Consider the following 21,480-nt stretch of genomic DNA (forward strand, 5'->3'; position numbering starts at 1 on the left):
CCCACGGGATCCTCTTTTCACGGATTCCGCGGGCAGTCCCGTGCCCGGGATAAAATTCCGGCGTCAAAAACAAAATCCCTCTAAACCTCCTACGCTACTGGCTGTAAACTCCCCAACGGCCGCCCACGTCGGGCCCTGCGAGCCACCGAGTTCGACATGACCCGCACCCACGAAATCCGCCCCGACCTGGACGAAGGCATCGACCGCAAGGTGCTGGCCCAGTTACGCGCGCGATTTCTGGCCCTGAACGAAGGCCGCATGGCCCGGGCCGTTGAAGGGCTGACGCCGCGCCAGCAAAGCGTATTGACGCTGCTGCCACTGTTTTTTCACGTCAATCATCCGCTGCTGCCGGGCTATGTGTCGGGTAGTACGCCAGCTGGCCTGTCGAATTTTGAACCCGATGCGCAAGCCCTGGCCGAGGCCCAGCGCCTGACTCGCACGTTTTCCTACAAGCCTCGGCACGGCAACCCGCCGCGCCCGATTCACGGCCTGTTCCTGATGGGCAGCCTGGGTACGCTGGCCCAGGCCGATCAAAGTGACATGGACGTGTGGGTCTGCCACGCCGCCGACCTCAGCGAAAACGAGCTGGCCGAGCTGCGCAAAAAATGCCAATTGCTGGAAACCTGGGCCCTGAGCATGGGCGCCGAGGCGCACTTCTTCCTGATCGAGCCGACGCGGTTCATGCAGGGCGAGCGTGACACTCAACTGAGCTCCGAAGACTGCGGCACCAGCCAGCATTACCTGTTGCTGGACGAGTTCTACCGCACCGCCATCTGGCTGGCCGGGCGCACGCCGATCTGGTGGCTGGTGCCGGTGTATGAAGAAACCCGCTACACCGAGTTCACCCATGCGCTGATCTCCAAGCGCTTCATCCGCGCCGATGAAACCCTCGACCTGGGCCACCTCGCCCACATCCCGCCCGGTGAATTTATCGGCGCCGGCCTGTGGCAATTGTTCAAAGGCATCGAATCGCCCTACAAGTCGGTACTCAAACTCCTGCTGACCGAGGTCTACGCCAGCGAGCACCCGAAGGTGCAATGCCTGAGCCTGCGCTTCAAGCGTGCCGTGTTTGCCAACCAGATGGACCTGGACGAGCTGGACCCGTACATCGTGGTCTACCGCCGGATCGAGGAATACCTCAAGGCCCGCAACGAGCCGGAACGCCTGGAACTGGTGCGCCGCGCCCTGTACCTGAAGGTCAACCGCAAGCTCACGGCGGGCCAACGCACCGACCGCTGGCAGCGTTTGCTGCTGGAACGGCTGGCCAATGAGTGGGGCTGGGACCAGCGCCAACTGGCTCTGCTGGACAGCCGCAGCCAATGGAAAGTCCGCCAGGTGGCCTCCGAGCGCCGGGCGCTGGTCAACGAACTGAACTACAGCTACCGCTTCCTGACTCAGTTTGCGCGCACCGAACAGACCGTCAGCCTGATCAACAAGCGCGACCTCAATGTGCTCGGCCGACGGCTCTATGCCGCGTTCGAGCGCAAGGCCGGCAAGGTCGAGTTCATCAACCCCGGCATTGCCCCGGACCTGGCCGAAGACACCCTGACCCTGGTGCAGTCGCCCAACCGCAAAGAGCCCGGCCAGCACCATTGGGGCCTGTACAACGGCAGCCTCACCGCGCTGGAATGGGAGCACTTTGCGCCGATCAAGCGCAGCCGCGACCTGCTGGAGATGCTCACCTGGTGCCACCGCAACGGCGTGATCGACAGCAGCACCCGCCTGGCTCTGCACCCCGGCACCAGCGACATGACCGAGTTCGAGCTGTTCAACCTGCTGGGCAGCCTGCAACAGACAGTCGTCCTGCCCCTGGCCAGCGTCGATGAAGATCGCCTGCTGCGCTCAGCGGTGCCCGAGGAGGTGCTGCTGCTGATCAACGTCGGCGTCGACCCGCTCAAGCACCACCGCGACCTGAACATCCTGATGACCACCGAGCGCACCGACTCCCTGAGTTACGCGGGCGTGCGGGAGAACCTGGTGCTGACCCTGGACCAGGTCACCGTCAACAGCTGGAACGAGGTGATGGTCAGCCGCTACGACGGCCCCCACGCGCTGCTCGACTGCCTGCGGGATTACCTCAATCAATTGCCGGTCGACCACTTGCCGCGGTTGCGGGTGCGCTGCTTCTGCCACAACCGCGCGCAATTCATTGCCCAGCGCGTGGAAGAAATCTTCGACACCGCGCAAAACCTGCTGTTGGGCCAGGAGAACCACCGCTATCTGGTACAGGTGCAACAGCACTACCACGTGATGGAGCTGACGCCCGGCCAAGCCAACCACGTGTCGTTGGCGACCCAGGACGCGCTGATCGCCTACCTCAGCGAAGAACAGGTCAGCTACAGCCCGCTGCACCTGGACAGCATGGCCCTGGAAGACCATGACCTGGCGCTGCTGCTGCCCATGGGCCTGCCCGATTGCGTGCAGGTGTTCTACCGGATCAACGACGGGGTTGCCGAGCTGTACGTGCTGGATGAGTTCAACGCGCTCTGGCAACAGCGCCTGCCGTTTCACGACGAGCAAAGCCTGTTGGTGCCTTTGCAGCGTTTCCTGCAATCGATCATTTATCGCCGCGACGCGCTGCTGCCGCTGGACCCGCACCAGCCGCTCGGCGCGGTGCAAATCCTGTATTACCAGCTATTGCCGTCCGGCAGCGGCCGCGCACGCCGGGCCGAACCGCGCCCTGCGCCGCAAACCCCGGCCAACAAGCCGTTCTACGACGTGCAGGCGATTATCGGCAAGACAGCACCGGGCCAGGTGGGCATCACCTTGTACTGCAATCAACGGGAGTTTTCCGAGCTGGAATTTGGCGACCAACTGTTTGCGGTGGTCGCCCAGGAAATCGTCGGGCAGCGCCAGGAGGCCGAGCGCTACCGCTGCTACATCACCGATCTGGACCTGTCCGGCCTGCTCGGTGATGTTCAAAGCCCGAGCAATCTGTACCTGCGCTACAAGGCTGATCTGGAACTGGCGCTCAATGAGGCGCTGAACCAGGTTTAAAGCGGCCCGGCTTAAAGAGAAAACGCGCCGCCGTCTTTTGGCTGACCTTCCACACTGAGCAATTCAAGCTTGAGGGTCTTGCCACCTGGTGCGGGCCAGTCGATGTGCTGACCGACTTGCAGGCCCAGCAACGCGCTGCCCACCGGCGCCAGGATCGAGATTTTGCCTTCGTCGGCGTTCGCGTCCTTGGGGTAGACCAAGGTCAGGTGGTAGTCCTTGCCGCTGCCTTGCTCACGGCAATGCACGCTGGAGTTCATGGTCACGACAGTTGCAGGCACTTCATCGTGGCCAACCACTTCTTCGGCGCGATCGAGTTCGTGTTGCAGGGCTTCAACGCCCGGCGACGCCTCACCTACACGGTCGATCAGTTGCTCAAGACGCTGCACGTCAAGACGGGTGAGGATGATGGAAGGTGCGGTCATGATTCAGGCAGACTCCTTTTTCTGCACAAAAGCAAAACCCCGCCAGGAAAAGGCGGGGTTCTCACGGACCTCGATGAGTTGAGGTGTACCCGGACACTACCACAGCACAATAAATAAACAAGACGGCCTCAGGCGCAGGCCTTGCGCTGCTCGGCCTGGGCGACGATCACGCGGCGCCGCGCATCATCGGCAGAGCGCCATTCACGGATGTCTTCCACGTGGCGGAAGCAACCGAGGCAGACTTTGTGCTCATCCAGCCGACATAAACTGATACAAGGTGACGGCACCGCAGGGCTGACATTGCTGAACAGCGGCTTGGGCGGGCGTACGGGTGCGGGCTGCGTCACGATCAGATCTCGTCGAAGTCCAGCTCGACGCCGGCTTGTTCCTGGGTGAGGCGCGCGAGCATTTCGCTCAGCAGCTCATCGGTGGTGTCGTGGGTCCAGCGATTTTCTTCTTCATCGTAATCGAAGTGAAAACCACCGGAACGCGCCGCCAGCCAGAGCTGACGCAGAGGCTCCTGGCGGCTGAAAATCAGCTGGGTGCCATTTTCAAACTTGACGGTCAGCACACCGGCCGAGTTCTCCAGGTCCACATCCAGACCGCTGTCGTCGAAAATATCCTCCAGCGCTTGCTGGGTCGAATCCACCAGGTCGTGAAAACGGGCTTCGGTCAAACTCATTGTGGGAACCTCGAAAAGTGTCTGGTCTCGCTCAAGCGCCGCACAATACGGACGCACCATCATGATTGCAAAGGATACCGATTTCATTACCCGAAGCCGTGTGAATTATCCTCGATTGATGTAAGCGCAATCGCGACACACTCGGCAAAGCCCCGCCGGACGGGTATTGCGGCGCATAGGCAATCTGGTGGGTCGTCGGTATACTCGGGCGCAATTAATGCATATTCAAGGATTTCGCCATGAAGCGCCTGATCTCTTCCCTTGCTGCGCTCGTCGCGGTCGCTTGCCTCGTTAGTGCCTGTGGTCAAAAAGGCCCGCTGTACCTGCCCGATGACAGCAAAGACCCGAATGAACAGGCGCAATCGTCGCAGACCAAAGCGCACAAGCACGACACTTACTAAGGGAACACCATGGACGCTTTTAACTACCGGGACGGCGAGCTGTTCGCGGAAGGTGTCGCGCTGTCCGCCATTGCCGAGCGCTTTGGTACCCCGACCTACGTGTATTCCCGTGCCCACATCGAAGCGCAGTACCGCTCCTTTGCCGATGCGCTGGAAGGCACGCCGAGCCTGGTGTGCTTCGCCGTAAAAGCCAACTCCAACCTGGGCGTGCTCAATGTCCTGGCTCGCCTTGGCGCCGGTTTCGACATTGTGTCCCGGGGCGAGCTGGAGCGTGTACTGGCCGCCGGCGGCAAGGCTGACAAGATCGTGTTCTCCGGCGTCGGCAAGAGCCGCGAAGACATGCGCCGCGCCCTGGAAGTGGGCGTGCACTGCTTCAACGTCGAATCCACCGACGAGCTGGAGCGCCTGCAAGTGGTGGCCGCCGAGATGGGCGTTCGCGCGCCGATCTCCCTGCGGGTCAACCCGGACGTGGACGCCGGCACTCACCCGTACATTTCCACCGGTCTCAAAGAGAACAAGTTCGGCATCGCCATTGCCGACGCCGAGGACGTGTACATCCGCGCCGCCCAGTTGCCGAACCTGGAAGTCTTGGGCGTCGACTGCCATATCGGCTCGCAACTCACCAGCCTGCCACCGTTCCTCGATGCCCTCGACCGCCTGCTGGCGCTGATCGACCGCCTCGGCGAGTGCGGCATCTACCTGCACCACATCGACCTCGGTGGCGGCGTGGGCGTGCGCTATCGCGATGAAGAGCCACCGCTGGTGAGCGACTACATCAAGGCCGTGCGCGAGCGTACCGAAGGCCGCGACCTGACGCTGATGTTCGAGCCGGGTCGCTACATCGTCGCCAACGCCGGCCTGTTGCTGACCCAGGTCGAGTACCTCAAGCACACCGAGCACAAGGATTTCGCCATCGTCGACGCGGCGATGAACGACCTGATCCGCCCGGCGCTGTACCAGGCCTGGATGGACGTGACGGCCGTCAAGCCACGTACTGGTGAAGGCCGCACGTACGACGTCGTCGGCCCGATCTGCGAGACCGGCGACTTCCTGGCCAAGGAGCGTCAGTTGGCCCTGGAAGAAGGCGACCTGCTGGCCGTGCACTCGGCCGGTGCCTACGGGTTTGTCATGAGTTCCAACTACAACACCCGCGGGCGTACCGCCGAGGTGCTGGTGGACGGTGATCAAGCGTTTGAAGTGCGTCGCCGCGAGACGGTAGCCGAGTTGTTTGCTGGCGAAAGCCTGCTGCCGGAGTAAGGCCATGCTGCTGCGTTTTACCAAGATGCACGGGCTGGGCAACGACTTCATGGTCCTCGACCTGGTCAGCCAGCACGCGCACATCCTGCCCAAGCACGCCAAGCTGTGGGGCGACCGTCACACCGGCGTCGGCTTCGACCAGTTGCTGCTGGTGGAAGCACCGAGCAACCCGGAAGTGGACTTCCGTTACCGGATCTTCAACTCCGACGGCTCCGAAGTGGAACAGTGCGGCAACGGTGCCCGCTGTTTCGCCCGCTTTGTGCTGGACAAGCGCCTGACCGCCAAGCGGCAGATTCGCGTCGAGACCAAAAGCGGCATCATCGAGCTGGATATTCGCAGCGACGGCCAGATCGGCGTCAACATGGGCGCCCCACGGCTGGTGCCGGCGGACATTCCGTTCCAGGCCACCGAGCAGGCGCTGAGCTACCCGGTGGACGTGGACGGCAAGACCGTCAACCTGGCCGCCGTGTCCATGGGCAACCCCCACGCCGTGCTGCGGGTGGATGACATCAACAGCGCACCGGTTCATGAACTGGGGCCGAAGATCGAAAACCACCCGCGCTTTCCGGCGCGGGTTAATGTGGGTTTCCTGCAGGTCATCGACCGTTCCCGTGCGCAGTTGCGCGTCTGGGAACGCGGTGCCGGTGAAACCCAGGCCTGCGGCACCGGTGCTTGCGCCGCTGCCGTAGCCGCGATCAGCCAGGGGTGGATGGATTCGCCGCTGCTGATCGACCTGCCCGGCGGACGTTTGTCCATCGAATGGGCAGGCCCCGGCCAACCGGTGAAAATGACCGGCCCGGCCACCCGCGTCTACGAAGGACAGGTCCGTCTATGAGTGAGCAAATCTAATGACTGATAAGCCTCAAGTACCCGCGAAAGCATCCCCAAGCGAAAGTCTGGAGGCCGCAGCCGTTGCGGCGTATCTGGAGGCTAATCCGGACTTCTTCGTCGAACACGAAGAACTGCTGCCGGCCCTGCGCATTCCCCACCAGCGCGGCGACACCGTGTCGCTGGTGGAGCGCCAGATGAAGATCCTGCGCGAGCGCAATATCGAAATGCGCCATCGGCTCTCGCAGTTGATGGACGTGGCCCGCGACAATGACCGCCTGTTCGACAAGACCCGCCGCCTGGTCCTGACCCTGATGGACGCCGCCAGCCTGGAAGAAGCGGTGATTGCCGTCGAAGACAGCCTGCGCCAGGACTTCCAGGTCCCCTTTGTCAGCCTGATCCTGTTCAGCGACAACCCGATGCCGGTGGGTCGCTGGGTCAGTGGCAGCGACGCCCAGACCGCCATTGGCGGGCTGCTGTCCGAAGGCAAGACCATCAGCGGCACCCTGCGTGAGCACGAGCTGGACTTCCTGTTTGGCGCCGAGCAGCGCCAGCAGATCGGCTCTGCCGCCGTGGTCGCCCTCAGTCATCAAGGCTTGCATGGCGTGTTGGCCATCGCCAGCCGCGATCCACAGCACTACAAGAGCTCGGTGGGCACGCTGTTCCTGAGCTATATCGCCGAAGTGCTGGGCCGCGTCCTGCCACGCTTCACCACCGCCCTGCGCGCGGTGCGCTAGCCATGGAACGACAACTGGACGCCTACTGCGCTCACCTGCGCAGCGAGCGCCAGGTGTCGCCGCATACCCTGGAAGCCTACCGACGGGACTTGAACAAGGTCCTGGCGTTCTGCGAGAAACATCACATCAGCAGCTGGAAGGCCCTGGACATCCAGGGTTTGCGCAGCCTGATCGCCCGACTGCACCAGCAAGGCCAATCCTCCCGCAGCCTTGCGCGCCTGCTGTCGGCGGTGCGCGGCCTCTATCACTACCTGAACCGCGAAGGCCTGTGCGACCACGACCCGGCCAACGGCCTGGCGCCGCCCAAGGGCGAACGCCGCCTGCCCAAGACCCTCGACACGGATCGCGCCCTGCAATTGCTCGACGGCGCCGTGGAAGATGATTTCCTTGCCCATCGCGACCAGGCGATCCTCGAACTGTTCTATTCCTCGGGCCTGCGCCTGTCGGAGCTGACCGGGCTTAACCTCGATCAACTGGACCTGGCGGATGGCCTGGTGCAGGTGCTCGGCAAAGGCAGCAAGACCCGCGTGTTACCGGTGGGCAGAAAGGCCCGCGAAGCCCTGCTGCTGTGGCTGCCCCTGCGCGCCCTGGCCAACCCGGCGGATGACGCCGTGTTTATCAGCCAGCAAGGCCGCCGCCTCGGGCCACGGGCCATTCAGGTGCGGGTCAAGGCCGCCGGCGAGCGCGAACTGGGGCAAAACCTGCACCCGCACATGCTGCGACACTCTTTTGCCAGCCACTTGCTGGAGTCGTCCCAGGACCTGCGCGCGGTGCAGGAGTTGCTGGGCCACTCTGACATCAAGACCACTCAGATCTACACCCACCTGGACTTCCAGCATCTGGCAACGGTGTACGACAGCGCCCATCCACGGGCCAAACGCATTAAGGGCAGCGACTCATGAGCATCAAGCTGATCACCTTCGACCTGGACGACACGCTCTGGGATAACGTACCGGTCATCATCAGCGCCGAGGCGTCGATGCGCGAGTGGCTGGCGACCCATGCCACCAAGGTGGGCGACTTGCCCCTGGAGAAGTTCGCCAGCCTTCGCCAGCAGGTGCTGGAGCGGCATCCCGAACTCAAATACCGCATCAGCGTGTTGCGCCACAAGGTGCTGCAGCACGCCTTCGAGGAGGCCGGATACCCGTTGCCGGAAGCGGCGCAGATGGCGGATGTATGCTTTGAAGCGTTCATCCACGCGCGCCACCAGCTCACGGTGTTTCCCGAGGCCGAGCCGATGTTGCAAGCGTTACGCCGCGACTATCTGCTGGGCGTGATCACCAACGGCAACGCCGATGTGCAGCGTGTGGGGCTGGCGGATTACTTCCACTTCGCCCTGCGGGCTGAAGACATCGGTATCGCCAAGCCGGATGCGCGATTGTTCCACGAAGCGTTGCAGCGCGGTGGCGTAGAGCCGGGCGCGGCAGTGCACGTCGGGGATCATCCCGGGGATGACATTGCCGGTGCGCAGCAGGCGGGCCTGCGGGCGGTGTGGTTCAACCCGGCGGGCAAGGCCTGGGAGGCCGAAAAACGCCCGGATGCCGAGATTCGCAGCCTGACTGAATTGCCAGCTCTCCTCGCCCGCTGGAACGCATAACCTGATGATGAAGGGCTTTTGTGGCGAGGGAGCTTGCTCCCGTTGGGCTGCGAAGCGGCCCCTGAACCAGCCACGACGGCCTTTCTGAAAGACCGCGTCGACCCAACCAGGAGGCGCTTCGCGCCCCAACGGGAGCAAGCTCCCTCGCCACACACACTCTTCAGTATCAGCCCCAACGCTTTTGTTTCACCCATGAAAAAGCCCGCAGCGACGGCGGGCTTTTTCAGCAAGCTAACAGCAGGCCTTAGATAGGCCGGCTGCCGTACTTGTTATCAGGCTTCTTCGGTGGATCTGCCACTACGTTAGCCTCGACTTCCTGCACTTTGCCGCCTTTAGCGAGGAACTCTTCCATCGCACGGGCCAGCGCATCGCGCTCTTTGTTCTTGGCTTCTACGCTCGGCAGTTCGTCAACCGACACCGCAGCCTTGGCCTTGCCCTTGGCTGCCGGGACCGGTGCATCGTCGCCACCGTCGTCGTCAGCCACGTCTTCGGCAGCCGCCTCAAGACCTTCTTCGGTTTCGTCGTCGTCGCCTACTTCGAGGTCGTCGTTTTCCAGATCATCGTCGCTCATGTTCTACCTCATGACTTGCGAAAAGCAGATTAGTTATAGCCCAGCTTCGCCACCTGTCGACGGCGGCCGGAAAAAAATCAACATCCACCGGTTAACCAGTGGCTTATGCCCCATCACCGTGCAAGGTGGCGAGGACTCTACGAGCACCGCCATGATCACGGTGCTCGCCCAGATAAACACCTTGCCAGGTTCCCATCGCCAAGCGGCCGGCCCTTACCGGCAAACTCAGCTGGCAGCCCAGGAGACTGGCCTTGAAGTGCGCCGGCAGATCATCCGGACCTTCGTCGTTGTGTTCATATCCCGCCGTGCCTTGCGGCACCAGCGCATTGAAAAAACGCTCGAAGTCACGGCGAACCGCCGGGTCGGCATTCTCGTTGACCGTCAACGAGGCCGAGGTGTGCTGCAGCCACAAATGCAACAGGCCCACCCGACAGGCCTTCAATTCAGGCAGGCCGGCGAGCAACTCGTCCGTTACCAGATGAAAGCCCCGGGGCTTGGCCCGCAGGGTTATCAGGGTCTGTTGCCACATACAGTTCTCCGCCCATCGGCGCGCATTCTAGCGCGCTCAGGGAAAAAACAAAGTGCCGAATACGCCTACATGCCTGTAAGACATTCGCACACTGAAAAGTGCGGTGTGGATCCCATCACAAAGTCGCCAAAAAACCCATACACCTTTAGCCACAGACAAACCCCAGGCAAAAAAATGCCCGGCAAGCCGGGCATCTTTTTTTCGCGTACTTACAAGTTGTAGCCGCGTTCGTTGTGTTGCGCCAGGTCGAGGCCGACAGCCTCTTCCTCTTCGGTCACCCGCAGGCCCATCACCACGTCCAGCACCTTGAGGATGATGTACGTCACGATAGCGGTGTAGATAACGGTGAAGCCGACGCCTTTGGCCTGAACCCAGACCTGTGCAGCGATATCGGTGGTCGCGGCGTTGAAGCCACCCATCGACGGTGCAGCGAACACGCCAGTCAGGATCGCGCCGAGGATACCGCCGATACCGTGCACGCCGAAGGCGTCCAGGAGTCGTCGTAGCCCAGTTTGCGTTTCAGGGTAGTGGCGCAGAAGAAGCACACCACACCGGCAGCCAGGCCGATCACCAGGGCGCCCATCGGGCCCACGGTGCCAGCGGCTGGAGTGATTGCCACCAGGCCCGCAACCACACCCGAGGCGATGCCCAGAGCGCTTGGCTTACCGTGGGTGACCCACTCGGCGAACATCCAGCCCAGCGCCGCCGCAGCGGTAGCGATCTGGGTCACCAGCATCGCCATGCCGGCAGTGCCGTTGGCCGCAGCTGCGGAACCGGCGTTGAAGCCGAACCAGCCGACCCACAGCATGGCCGCGCCCACCAGGGTGTAACCGAGGTTGTGCGGTGCCATTGGAGTGGTTGGGAAGCCTTTACGCTTGCCGAGTACCAGGCACGCTACCAGGCCGGCCACACCGGCGTTGATGTGCACCACGGTGCCGCCTGCGAAGTCCAGTACGCCCCAGTCGCCCAGCAACGAACCCGGACCGCCCCACACCATGTGGGCAATCGGTGCGTAGACCAGGGTGAACCAGACGCCCATGAAGATCAGCATCGCGGAGAACTTCATACGCTCGGCGAACGCACCGACGATCAGCGCCGGAGTGATGATCGCGAAGGTCATCTGGAAGGTCACGAACACCGCCTCAGGGAACAACGCCGCCGGGCCGGTGATGCTGGCCGGGGTTACACCCGAAAGGAACAGTTTGGACAAGCCACCCACAAACGAGTTGAGGTTGACGACGCCTGCTTCCATACCGGTGGTGTCGAACGCCATGCTGTAGCCGTAGACGAACCACAGGATGGTGATCAGGCCGGTGATGGCGAAGCACTGCATCATCACGGAAAGAATATTTTTCGAACGAACCATGCCGCCGTAGAACAGCGCGAGGCCTGGAATGGTCATGAACAGCACCAGCGCGGTGGACGTGAGCATCCACGCGGTGTCGCCGGAATTGAGGACTGGAGCAGGTGCTGGGTCCGCCGCCATGGCCAGGGCCGGCATTACGAGGGACAACAGGGCTCCTAGCCCTGCGAATTTACGCAGAGTCATATTGTTTTCTCCTGGGGCGTTGGGGTTTGGCGGCTTAGATTGCGTCGGTATCGGTTTCGCCGGTACGGATGCGAATAGCCTGTTCCAGATTGACCACGAAGATCTTGCCGTCACCGATTTTGCCGGTGTTGGCGGCCTTGGTTATCGCCTCGATAACCCGGTCAAGATCCTTGTCGTCAATGGCGACATCAATCTTCACCTTTGGCAGGAAATCGACCACGTATTCCGCGCCGCGATACAGCTCGGTGTGACCCTTCTGCCGACCGAAGCCTTTGACCTCAGTGACGGTAATGCCCTGCACGCCGATCTCGGACAGTGACTCGCGTACATCGTCCAACTTGAACGGCTTGATGATGGCAGTGACTAGCTTCATGAAAACTCTCTCCCGAATTGGTGGACTTGCCCCAGGAAAACAAACCCGTCTCAAGTCTAAGCGCAGTGCCTGGCTTTGTAACGCTTCGTCGCCTTGGCATTTGCCATTGCGACGCTCGCTAACCACTGGTGACGAAACATGTACCGCTGGTCCGTCGGCGCACTGCATCGTCACAGCGACTGCATCAGTGCATGGGTCATGAACGTCTAAGCAGAAAGCTTGCCAGCTCCGTAAAAATCACTGAAATCAGTCCTTTGTTCGCTTGCGGCCACCCACCGGGCGCCATTGCCGTGAAGATACGCACGAAAACGGTGCGCGACCGCCCGGCCCCATGCGCGAAAAGCGTGCGCCTGTGGTAGCGAAAAAGACTATAGACGCTGCGTGATACACTGCCGGCCAACAGATTTTCCGGACTATTTCCCATGCTCGCGCCCAAAGACCTCCTCGACGCCCTGAGCGGCCACGCCTCCCGCCTGTTCAGCAGCGACACACCGCTGCCGCGCAATGAAATTGAAAGCCAGTTCAAGGCGCTGCTGCAGAGCGGTTTCAGCAAGCTGGACCTGGTAAGCCGGGAAGAGTTTGATAGCCAGATGGTGGTGCTGGCGCGCACTCGGGCGCGGTTGGAAAGCCTTGAGGCCAAGGTGGCGGAGCTGGAAGCGCGATTGACGCCGGCCGCCGAATAAACCGGCCCAACCGGGGCAGGTTTCGCCTGTCCCCGTTAAACCGTTGCAACCATCAGCTCACCCGCTGATACCCGCCAACAACCCCCTTCTTCGACAACACCCACTGCCACAGCTGGATGTCCCGCGCGCGAAACGCTCCTGCACACGACAGCAGGTAATAGCGCCACATCCGGTAGAAGCGCTGGCCAAAGGTGTCGGCGAAATCCGGCCATGCCAGTTCGAAGTTTTCGCACCAGGCCATCAGCGTCTTGTCGTAGTCGGCGCCAAAGTTGTGCAAATCCTCGGCAACAAATAACCCGTCCATGGCGTCGCCGATCTGCCCGATCGAGGGCAAATCACCGTTTGGAAAGATGTATTTGTCGATCCACGGGTCCGGCGTGCTGTTGCGTTGGTTTTTGCCGATGGTGTGCAACAGGAACAGCCCCTCGTCCTTCAGGCAGCGGTTGGCAACCTCCATATACGCCCGATGATTCTTGCGACCCACGTGCTCGAACATGCCGACGCTGGCGATATGGTCGAATTGCTCGTCGATATCCCGATAATCCTGGAGCCGAAACTCGATCGGCAGATGGGCGTACTTGGCGCGGCCCCACTCCGCCTGCTCCTTGGAGATGGTCACACCGACACACTCCACACCGTAGTGCTCGGCGGCATGGCTCATGAAACTCCCCCAGCCACAGCCGATATCCAGCACGCGCATGCCCGGCTTGAGCCCCAGCTTTTTACAGATCAGGTCCAGCTTGGCGAACTGCGCCTGCTCCAGGGTGGTGGCGTCTTTCCAGTAGCCGCAGGTGTAGGTCATGCGCGAGTCGAGCATGCGCGCGTAAAAGTCATTGCCGAGGTCGTAGTGCGCTTCGCCGACTTGCCAGGCGCGCTTCTTGTTTTGCAGGTTCAGCCATCGGGAGCTGAACGCGTGAAACAACAAGGTGGCCGGGTTGGCCTGGTCAATCACGCCGGAGCGCATGAGCCGGTAGAAAAACTCATCCAGCGCCTCGGCGTCCCAGCCGCCGTCCATATAATCTTCGCCAAGACCCAGGTTTCCCTTGGCCAGGGCCAGGTCGAACGTGGCACTGTGGTGCAGCTGCATATCCGCAGCCGACGGTCCGTTGACCTCGATCTGCGCCTGCGCCAGCAACTCCTTAACGAAGCGCGCTCCCTGAGACATCTCATCAGAACCGGAAAAAGAATGACGCGTTTTGTTAAGCACAATTGCTCTCCAGAAATAGCGTTGCCTTTGATTCATACACTGCGAGAAATCTGGCCATGGAAGCGTCTGGAAAGGCCCTTCGGGCCTCACCGGGAACGCTGGCTGGGAACAGATGTAACAAATCTTATCCAGCCAATTTTTAAAGATATAATGAATTAATATTATGAAAACCATGCAAAATTGGAATGCAAGATGGACATCCGGGCGCTCCGTTATTTTGTAGAAGTCGTGGACCAGCAGAGCTTCACCAAGGCCGCCACCAAACTGCACCTGACCCAGCCAACGGTCAGCAAAATGGTGCAGCAACTGGAGTCGAGCCTTGGCCTGAAACTGCTGGACCGTATGGGCAAACGCTTCACCCTGACGGACGCCGGGGAGATTGTGCTCAAGCGCGCCAAGGAAATGATCGCGCTGCACGATGAGATGACCGTGGAGCTGCAAGACCTGCAGCAGGTCGGGCGCGGCGCCCTGCGCATGGGGCTTTCGCCTTCCACCCACCTCGCCCTGGCGCCGATCTTTGCGGAATACCACGCCCGCTACCCGAAGATCGAACTGAAACTGTTCGAGAGCGGCGGCAACATCACCATTCAGGACCTGCGCCAAGGCACCCTGGAGTTCGGCACCATTCTGGACTCACCGCGCGTGGCGGATATCTGGTCCGAATTCGAATCCATGCCCTTGTTCGAATCACCGCTGTGCCTGCTCGCGCCCCACGACTCGCCCTGGCAAGGCCGCAGCTCGGTGGAACTCAGCGAGCTGCACGCCTGCGAATTCATCTTTTACGATGACACCTTCACCCTGAACCAGTTTGTACTCGATGCCTGTGCCCAGGCCGGTTTTGAGCCGCGCATCAGCGGCCGCAGCAGCCAATGGGACTTTATCGCCTCCCTGGTACGGCTGGGCGTGGGCATCACCCTGCTGCCCCGGGCGTTCTGCGAAACCCTCGACGCCAGCCAGTTCAGCATCGCGGAAATACAGTCGCCGGCCCTGAACTGGAGGCTGATGCTGGCGTGGCGTCGGCAGTGCAAGCTGTCGTTTGCGGCGCAGGCGTGGCTGACGTTGGCGAAAGAGTTTCTGTGTGTGCCGCCGACGGACCAGTAGCCCGATACGTTCTGTAAAACCTCCCCGCCGCGCTCCGCCAGCGCTGAACTACCCTTGAAAAACCGCAGGAAGCGGCCACCCATTTCAAGGATCGAGCATGTCCCTCGCCATCGTCCACAGCCGCGCCCAGATTGGCGTCGAAGCCCCCGCCGTCACTGTCGAGGTGCACATGGCCAACGGCTTGCCATCGCTGACGCTGGTGGGCCTGCCGGAAACCGCGGTCAAGGAAAGCAAGGACCGCGTGCGCAGCGCCATTCTCAATTCTGCGCTGCAATACCCGTCCCGCCGCATCACCCTCAACCTCGCGCCCGCCGACCTGCCCAAGGACGGCGGGCGTTTTGATTTGGCGATTGCCCTGGGGATTCTCGCCGCCAGCGTGCAGGTGCCGACGCTGACCCTCCATAACGTGGAATGCCTGGGCGAGCTGGCGCTGTCCGGCGAGGTGCGGGCGGTGAAAGGTGTGTTGCCGGCAGCCCTGGCGGCGCGCAAGGCCGGGCGCACCTTGATCGTGCCCCGGGCCAATGCCGAGGAAGCCTGCCTTGCCTCGGGGTTGAAGGTGATTGCCGTGGACCATCTGCTGCAAGTGGTAGCGCACCTGAACGGTCACGTGCCGATCGAGCCCTTTGTTTCCAGTGGCCTGATGTATTTGAACAAACCCTACCCCGACCTGAGTGAAGTGCAGGGCCAACTGGCGGCCAAGCGTGCGCTGTTGATCGCTGCGGCGGGCGCCCACAACCTGTTGCTCAGCGGGCCGCCGGGCACCGGCAAGACCTTGCTCGCCAGCCGTCTGCCGGGGTTGTTGCCGCCCTTGAGCGAACAGGAAGCGCTGGAGGTGGCGGCGATTCAGTCGGTGGTCAGCCTGGCGCCGCTGAGCCATTGGCCGCACCGGCCGTTTCGTCAGCCGCACCATTCGGCATCCGGCCCGGCGCTGGTGGGCGGAGGCTCGAAACCGCAGCCGGGGGAAATCACCCTGGCTCATCACGGCGTGCTGTTTCTGGATGAGCTGCCGGAGTTTGATCGCAAGGTTTTGGAAGTGCTGCGTGAACCACTGGAATCCGGGCATATCGTGATTTCCCGCGCCCGCGACCGGGTGAGTTTCCCGGCGCGCTTTCAGTTGGTAGCGGCGATGAACCCCTGCCCTTGCGGCTACGTGGGCGAGCCGAGCGGACGTTGTCGCTGCACGCCGGAGCAGATCCAGCGCTATCGCAACAAACTCTCGGGGCCGCTGCTGGACCGGATTGACTTGCACGTGACCGTCGCCCGGGAAAGCACCGCGCTGAACCCGGGCACACAGTCCGGCGATGACACCGCCAGCGCGTCCGTGCTCGTCGCCGAGGCCCGGGAGCGCCAGCAACGGCGCCAGGGCTGCGCCAACGCCTTTCTCGACCTGCCGGGGCTACGCCAGCACTGCAAACTGAAAAAGGCTGATGAAGGCTGGCTGGAGAGCGCGTGCGAACGGCTGACGCTGTCGCTGCGGGCGGCTCATCGCTTGCTCAAGGTTGCCCGTACCCTGGCCGACCTGGAACAGGTGGAGGCCATAGCCCGCCATCATCTGGCGGAAGCCTTGCAATACCGGCCCGCTAGCGTTTCTTAGGCAACGCCAGGAGCAAGGCCGCCACTTCCATCACCTCATCCATCACCGCTTCAGCCGACTCAACGGAGGGCTTGAGCATCAAGTCATCGGCATATCCCATGGCCACGGCGAAAAGCTGTCGCGCCGCGCGTTTGGGCGACTCACAGCGAAACACCTTGGCCGCCACACCTTGCTCGATGATCTGCGCGAGCATGGCTTGCCACTGGGCGTTGATCACCAGGTAAGCCTGGGCCAGTGGCTCGTCGTGCATGGCTTCGTCCCAGGCATCCAGCCACAACGCCCACCCGGCCTCTGCTGTGGAGGGCAGGCAGTCACGCAGGAAACCTTCGAGGGCTTGCAGCGGTGGCAGGCCGTCCAGTGGCGCCCGCACCTCGTCCAGTTGCTCGTTGGCGAATCGCACAAACGCTTCGCGGCGCAGGTCTTTCCAGTCGCTGAAGTAGTGATAGACGTGGCTGCGGGACAGCCCGGCATGCTCCGCCAGGTCGCGGGTGGAAACATCGGCGAAGCCCTTGCTGCGAAACAGCTCCAGGGCGGCGGCGATGATCTGGTCTTTACGGTCGATACGCGACATGAGGCTTTTCCTTCAGGCACCGGCAGATCGACGGCGCTTGCTTTTTGAGCGGTCGCTCAAGGATACTTGAGCAGTCGCTCAATAATAGCGTTTATCTCACTCTCGGTGCACCCCATGTCATCCGTAACACCCCAGATCCTGATCGAAGAAAGCAAAAAGATCGGGCAACAATCTGCCAGCCAAACGCTCAAGGCGATCGCCAAGGCTTATCCCGGCAAGCTGTTCTGCACCTTGTCGCTGGTGGCGCTGGAGAACGCATTGCTGCTGGCCTACCCACTGTTTGCCGGGTTTGCGGTGGACTCGATCATCCGCGGCGACGCTGGCAGCGCGCTGTTCTACGCCGCCGTGGTGCTGGCGTTCTGGGTGGTCGGCGCGGCGCGGCGGGCGCTGGATACGCGCACGTTTACCCGCATTTACGCGGACCTCGCGGTGCCGGTGATTCTCAACCAGCGCCTGCAAAACCACAGCACCTCCCGGGCGGCGGCACGGGTGGTGTTGGCGCGGGACTTTGTCGACTTCTTCGAAAAGCACGTGCCGATCATCGCGACGGCGCTGGTGTCGATCGTCGGTGCGGCAGTGATGTTGTTGGTGATTGAGCCGTGGATCGGCCTGGCGTGCCTGACCGCGCTGGTGCTGTGCACCACCCTGCTGCCACGCTTTGCCCGGCGCAATCAGGCGCTGCATGAGCGCCTGAATGACCGCCTGGAAAAGGAAATCGGCCTGGTGGAAAAGGTCGGCGCGCAGACCTTGCAGCGCCACTACCAGGTGCTGTCACGCCTGCGCATCTGGCTGTCGGACCGCGAGGCCGCAGCGTTCCTGTTTATCGGCACGCTGGCGGCGCTGCTGTTTGTGGTCGCCATCAGCCAATTGGCGCTGTCGCCGGCGGTCAAGGCCGGCCACGTGTATGCGGTGATGACTTACCTGTGGACCTTTGTCAGCAGCCTGGATGAAGCGCCAGGGATGGTCGATCAACTGGCGCGGCTCAAGGACATTGGCAAGCGTGTGGACCCGGGATTGGGCGACCGATCCGACGTTTGAGGCGTCGGGTCGGCCGTCATCGCGGGCAAGCCCGGCTCCCACAGTGGACCGCGTACTCCAGAACAGCACGGTCAACTGTGGGAGCGGGCTTGCCCGCGATAGGGCCCGAACAGTCAATCAACGAAACCGGTCAACCTCATGCCGCAAGCCCGCCGCCAGGGTCTCCAGTTCCTTGGCGGTGATCGCCAGGTTCGACACCACTTCACGCTGCTCGCTGTTGGCCAGGGCAATGCTTTGCAAGTTGCTGCTCAGCAGGGTCGCCGTGCTGCTCTGCTCCTGGGTCGCGGTGGTGATCGCCGCAAACTGCTGGCCGGCCGAGCGGCTTTGCTCGTCGATCCGCGCCAGCGCCGATGCCACGTCAGCATTGCGCGCCAGGCCTTCCTGCATCAGCACGTTGCCTTGCTCCATGGTGCTGATGGCGTTGCCGGTTTCCTGCTGGATGCTCTGAATCATCCCGGAAATCTCGTCCGTGGCCTGACGCGTGCGCGACGCAAGGTTGCGCACTTCATCAGCGACCACCGCAAACCCGCGCCCCTGCTCACCGGCCCGCGCCGCTTCGATGGCAGCGTTGAGCGCCAGCAGGTTGGTCTGTTCGGCAATCGCGGTGATCACCCCGACAATCCCGCCGATTTCCTGGGAGCGCTGGCCCAGGGTGTTGATCACTGTGGCCGTGCTGTTCAGCGCGGTGGCGATGTGTTCCAGGGACGATGACGCCTCTTGCATCGAGGTGCGGCCGATCTTGGTCTGCTGGGCGTTGTCCTGGGCCAGGCGCTCGGTGTTGCCCATGTTGTCGGCGATGTTCAGCGAGGTGGCGCTGAACTCTTCCACCGCGCCGGCCATGCTGGTGATTTCTCCGGACTGTTGCTCCATGCCTTCGTAGGCACCGCCAGACAACCCCGACAACGCCTGGGCACGACTGTTTACGTCTTCAGCCGCCTTGCGGATGTGCGACACCATGGTCGACAGCGCTTCGCCCATCTGGTTGAAACTGCGAGCCAACTGGCCAATCTCGTCATGGCTGGAAACGTTCAGCCGCGCACTCAAATCGCCCGCGCCCAGGGCTTCGGCCTGACGCACCAGGTCGCCCAATGGCTGCAACTTGCTGCGCAGCAACCAGACCGCCGCGCCTACCGCCAGCAACATCGCCAGCACGCTGCCGATCACCAGGCGAATACCCACCGACCAGGTCACCGCACGAATTTCGGCTTTCGGCATGCTCGCCACCACCGACCACGGGCCGCCTTCAAACGGCACTGCGACGCTGTAGAAGTCTTCGTTCTTGTCGCTCCAGAAGCGGCCCTTGCCAGGTTTGGCGGCCAAATCGAGCATCACCGGAATCGCCTGATCCAGCGCCTGCACGCCCGCCGGCGGCACCAGCCAGTGCTTCTGTTCATCCAGCAACGCCAGGGAACCGGTCTGCCCGATGCGGAAGCGCTTGAGGTTCTCGAACTGGGCGTTCTGCGCATCGGTGTAATCGAAACCGACGAACAGCACCGCAATCACTTTGCCGCTGGCGTCCCGCACCGGGCTGTATTGGGTCATGTAGGAGCGATCGAACAACACCGCACGGCCAACGTAACCCTGCCCGCCAAGCAAGCGTTGATAGGCCGGGTGCTGGTGATCCAGCGCCGTGCCGATGGCGCGGCTGCCGTCCTGTTTGGTCAGGGAGGTGCTGACGCGGATAAAGTCCTCGCCACTGCGTACGAACAAGGTCGCCACGCCGCCGGACATCTGCTTGAACTCGTCGACTTCAGCGAAGTTGTTGTTCAGCACTTCCTCGCCCAGGTACAGGCCCGGGGTCTGTACGCCCGCCACCGTCACCGGTTGCCCTGGACGCACACTCAGGCCCGCGCTGAAGCGCTTTTCAAACAGCCCGCTCAAACGCTGGGTACTTTCGCGCAAGGTGCTGTGGAACGTATTGAGTTGGTCAGCCAGCAACCGGGCCTCGCTGGCCAGGTGTTCCTCGCGGGTGTCGAGGTTGGCGGAGTCCAGCGAACGCAAGGCGAACACCGTGCTGCCGCTGATGACGACAGCCAGTATCACGGCGAGTGCAAGACCCAGTTGGGAGGCGATCCGGGCGCGAGGTTGAGACATGAAGGCTCCTGGCCGAGGCCAGGATCATCCTGATCTCTTAGCGCTGCTCGGCAAAATTCTAATAGGGGAAACGTTGTAGAACGGTGGTTCCAACAACCCTACTTCGGCGGGCAAGCTCAATACTTGAGCAATTCGCAGGGGTATCACGCAAACGATTGCTCCCAGGCGCACAATCAGCTCAATCGAGGCGCTCCACCCGGGGCAATTCCATCGCTTGGACCTCGCCTTGCAGAAAGTCCGCCAACCGTCGCAAACGCTCGCCACCGGGCCGGGTTTTCGGCCACACCAAATAGTAATTTTCCCCGCTGGCCACGGCGGTGGGCCACGGCAAACTCAAGCGGCCCTGGGCGACGTCTTCGGCCACCATCAGCAAGTCACCCATGGACACGCCATAACCCCGGGCGGCGGCGATCATGCCCAACTCCAGGGTGTCAAAAACCTGCCCGCCCTTGAGCGACACCTGGGATGACAGCCCCATGCGCTCCAGCCAGTAGCGCCAGTCGCGCCGGTCGGGCGTCGGGTGCAGCAATTCGGCAGTGGCCAGCCGCGTGACATCCCAGGGCCCGTCGCTCAACAGGTTCGGCGCGCCCACCGGAATCAGCAGTTCAGGAAACAGGTAGCTGGCCTCCCAGTCCGGCGGGAAATGGCCATTGCTCAGCAACACGGCGCAATCAAACGGCTCCTGGTTGAAGTCCACCTCATCGACGCTCATCCAGGCGCTGGTCAGTTGCACTTCATTGCCCGGCTGCAAGTGCCGGAAGCGACTGAGGCGCGCCAGCAGCCAGCGCATGGTCAGGGTGGACGGTGCCTTCATGCGCAGGATGTCGTCCTCCGCGTTCAACGTATGGCAGGCGCGTTCCAGGGCCGCAAAGCCTTCGCGCACGCCCGGCAGCAGCAGGCGCGCGGCCTCGGTGAGTTGCAAGGTACGGCCGCTGCGCTGGAACAGGCGGCAGGCGAAATGTTCCTCCAGGGTACGAATGTGTCGGCTCACCGCACTTTGGGTGATCGACAACTCCTCCGCCGCCCGGGTGAACGAGTTGTAACGGGACGCCGCTTCAAAGGCGCGTAACGCGTAAAGAGGAGGGAGACGACGAGACATGGGGAAAGCTCCGACGGCGCAATATCGAAACCCTACCAGAATCATTCAGGCATGAGTTTTAATCATGCGAACCATCGGATTTATCCCTTTGTGCAATGCGCTGAGAGCGCCGAGAATCAACCCTTCCACTCTTACCTGACTTTTTGAGCG

Annotated in this window: 21 protein-coding genes and 1 pseudogene; 11 read left to right on the forward strand and 11 right to left on the reverse strand. The window is 62.2% G+C overall.

Annotated elements, in window-relative coordinates; translation table 11 throughout:
• The first annotated feature begins 156 nt into the window (after positions 1-156).
• A complete protein-coding gene (locus JFV30_RS27950; RefSeq protein ID WP_201125679.1) occupies positions 157-2,997 on the forward strand; it encodes a class I adenylate cyclase in 2,841 nt (946 codons plus the stop codon).
• Positions 2,998-3,008: 11 nt separating this feature from the next.
• Here JFV30_RS27950 and rnk read toward each other — a convergent pair whose 3' ends face one another.
• The 3 genes from rnk to cyaY all read right to left on the reverse strand — a co-directional run bounded on the left by rnk (position 3,009) and on the right by cyaY (position 4,101).
• Complete coding sequence (rnk, locus tag JFV30_RS27955; RefSeq protein WP_010168013.1) at positions 3,009-3,419, reverse strand: nucleoside diphosphate kinase regulator; 411 nt, start codon at positions 3,417-3,419, stop codon at positions 3,009-3,011.
• Positions 3,420-3,547: 128 nt separating this feature from the next.
• Positions 3,548-3,766 carry a DUF1289 domain-containing protein gene (locus JFV30_RS27960; protein WP_010168015.1) on the reverse strand — a complete coding sequence of 73 codons (219 nt, stop codon included), beginning with the start codon at positions 3,764-3,766 and terminating at the stop codon, positions 3,548-3,550.
• A 2-nt stretch (positions 3,767-3,768) separates the two neighbouring features.
• The gene (cyaY, locus tag JFV30_RS27965) at positions 3,769-4,101 is read right to left on the reverse strand and encodes an iron donor protein CyaY (RefSeq protein WP_010168017.1); all 333 of its coding nucleotides are present in this window, start codon (positions 4,099-4,101) and stop codon (positions 3,769-3,771) included.
• Positions 4,102-4,340: 239 nt separating this feature from the next.
• Between cyaY and lptM the strand changes: the two genes are divergently transcribed.
• Genes lptM through JFV30_RS27995 form a run of 6 tightly spaced genes read left to right on the forward strand, consistent with a single transcriptional unit; the run spans position 4,341 to position 8,921 of the window.
• On the forward strand, positions 4,341-4,502 hold the full coding sequence (gene lptM, locus JFV30_RS27970) for an LPS translocon maturation chaperone LptM (RefSeq protein WP_003208801.1): 162 nt from the start codon (positions 4,341-4,343) through the stop codon (positions 4,500-4,502).
• Positions 4,503-4,511: 9 nt separating this feature from the next.
• Positions 4,512-5,759, forward strand: a complete 1,248-nt coding sequence (gene lysA, locus JFV30_RS27975) for a diaminopimelate decarboxylase (RefSeq protein ID WP_201125680.1) — start codon at positions 4,512-4,514, stop codon at positions 5,757-5,759.
• A gap of 4 nt (positions 5,760-5,763) precedes the next feature.
• Positions 5,764-6,594 (forward strand): diaminopimelate epimerase, encoded by an 831-nt coding sequence (gene dapF / locus JFV30_RS27980; protein WP_177043743.1) that lies wholly within the window; start codon positions 5,764-5,766, stop codon positions 6,592-6,594.
• Positions 6,595-6,607: 13 nt separating this feature from the next.
• On the forward strand, positions 6,608-7,324 hold the full coding sequence (locus tag JFV30_RS27985; RefSeq protein ID WP_201125681.1) for a DUF484 family protein: 717 nt from the start codon (positions 6,608-6,610) through the stop codon (positions 7,322-7,324).
• Positions 7,325-7,326: 2 nt separating this feature from the next.
• The gene (xerC, locus tag JFV30_RS27990; RefSeq protein WP_010168027.1) at positions 7,327-8,226 is read left to right on the forward strand and encodes a tyrosine recombinase XerC; all 900 of its coding nucleotides are present in this window, start codon (positions 7,327-7,329) and stop codon (positions 8,224-8,226) included.
• A complete protein-coding gene (locus JFV30_RS27995; RefSeq protein WP_201125682.1) occupies positions 8,223-8,921 on the forward strand; it encodes an HAD family hydrolase in 699 nt (232 codons plus the stop codon). Before xerC ends, JFV30_RS27995 begins: the two co-directional genes overlap by 4 nt.
• A gap of 244 nt (positions 8,922-9,165) precedes the next feature.
• Here JFV30_RS27995 and sutA read toward each other — a convergent pair whose 3' ends face one another.
• From sutA to glnK, 4 genes and pseudogenes are all read right to left on the reverse strand, one after another.
• Positions 9,166-9,492, reverse strand: a complete 327-nt coding sequence (gene sutA / locus JFV30_RS28000; protein WP_003208791.1) for a transcriptional regulator SutA — start codon at positions 9,490-9,492, stop codon at positions 9,166-9,168.
• A gap of 103 nt (positions 9,493-9,595) precedes the next feature.
• A complete protein-coding gene (locus tag JFV30_RS28005) occupies positions 9,596-10,021 on the reverse strand; it encodes a secondary thiamine-phosphate synthase enzyme YjbQ (protein WP_201125683.1) in 426 nt (141 codons plus the stop codon).
• A gap of 209 nt (positions 10,022-10,230) precedes the next feature.
• Positions 10,231-11,570, reverse strand: a pseudogene (locus tag JFV30_RS28010) (ammonium transporter).
• A 34-nt stretch (positions 11,571-11,604) separates the two neighbouring features.
• On the reverse strand, positions 11,605-11,943 hold the full coding sequence (gene glnK / locus JFV30_RS28015) for a P-II family nitrogen regulator (RefSeq protein WP_002555808.1): 339 nt from the start codon (positions 11,941-11,943) through the stop codon (positions 11,605-11,607).
• A 422-nt stretch (positions 11,944-12,365) separates the two neighbouring features.
• Here glnK and JFV30_RS28020 point away from each other — a divergent pair, with 422 nt between their 5' ends.
• The gene (locus JFV30_RS28020; protein ID WP_003208783.1) at positions 12,366-12,626 is read left to right on the forward strand and encodes an accessory factor UbiK family protein; all 261 of its coding nucleotides are present in this window, start codon (positions 12,366-12,368) and stop codon (positions 12,624-12,626) included.
• Positions 12,627-12,678: 52 nt separating this feature from the next.
• Here the strand turns inward: JFV30_RS28020 and cfa are convergent, their stop codons facing one another.
• Positions 12,679-13,791, reverse strand: a complete 1,113-nt coding sequence (gene cfa, locus JFV30_RS28025; protein ID WP_081480055.1) for a cyclopropane fatty acyl phospholipid synthase — start codon at positions 13,789-13,791, stop codon at positions 12,679-12,681.
• A gap of 234 nt (positions 13,792-14,025) precedes the next feature.
• Here cfa and JFV30_RS28030 point away from each other — a divergent pair, with 234 nt between their 5' ends.
• Together JFV30_RS28030 and JFV30_RS28035 are read left to right on the forward strand one after the other, a co-directional pair.
• Positions 14,026-14,934, forward strand: a complete 909-nt coding sequence (locus JFV30_RS28030; protein WP_010168138.1) for a LysR family transcriptional regulator — start codon at positions 14,026-14,028, stop codon at positions 14,932-14,934.
• A gap of 97 nt (positions 14,935-15,031) precedes the next feature.
• Positions 15,032-16,528, forward strand: coding sequence for a YifB family Mg chelatase-like AAA ATPase (locus tag JFV30_RS28035; protein WP_201125684.1), 1,497 nt, complete (start codon positions 15,032-15,034; stop codon positions 16,526-16,528).
• Here the strand turns inward: JFV30_RS28035 and JFV30_RS28040 are convergent.
• The gene (locus JFV30_RS28040) at positions 16,515-17,099 is read right to left on the reverse strand and encodes a TetR/AcrR family transcriptional regulator (RefSeq protein WP_201125685.1); all 585 of its coding nucleotides are present in this window, start codon (positions 17,097-17,099) and stop codon (positions 16,515-16,517) included. The genes JFV30_RS28035 and JFV30_RS28040 overlap by 14 nt on opposite strands.
• Positions 17,100-17,213: 114 nt before the next feature.
• Between JFV30_RS28040 and JFV30_RS28045 the strand changes: the two genes are divergently transcribed.
• Positions 17,214-18,137 carry an ABC transporter six-transmembrane domain-containing protein gene (locus JFV30_RS28045; RefSeq protein ID WP_201125686.1) on the forward strand — a complete coding sequence of 308 codons (924 nt, stop codon included), beginning with the start codon at positions 17,214-17,216 and terminating at the stop codon, positions 18,135-18,137.
• A gap of 117 nt (positions 18,138-18,254) precedes the next feature.
• On the opposite strand, the gene JFV30_RS28050 is transcribed toward JFV30_RS28045, so the two are convergent.
• The gene (locus tag JFV30_RS28050) at positions 18,255-20,231 is read right to left on the reverse strand and encodes a methyl-accepting chemotaxis protein (RefSeq protein ID WP_201125687.1); all 1,977 of its coding nucleotides are present in this window, start codon (positions 20,229-20,231) and stop codon (positions 18,255-18,257) included.
• Positions 20,232-20,409: 178 nt separating this feature from the next.
• On the reverse strand, positions 20,410-21,330 hold the full coding sequence (locus tag JFV30_RS28055; protein WP_010168147.1) for a LysR substrate-binding domain-containing protein: 921 nt from the start codon (positions 21,328-21,330) through the stop codon (positions 20,410-20,412).
• Positions 21,331-21,480: the final 150 nt, after the last annotated feature.

The organism is Pseudomonas sp. TH32 (assembly GCF_016650855.1).
Taxonomy (GTDB): domain Bacteria; phylum Pseudomonadota; class Gammaproteobacteria; order Pseudomonadales; family Pseudomonadaceae; genus Aquipseudomonas.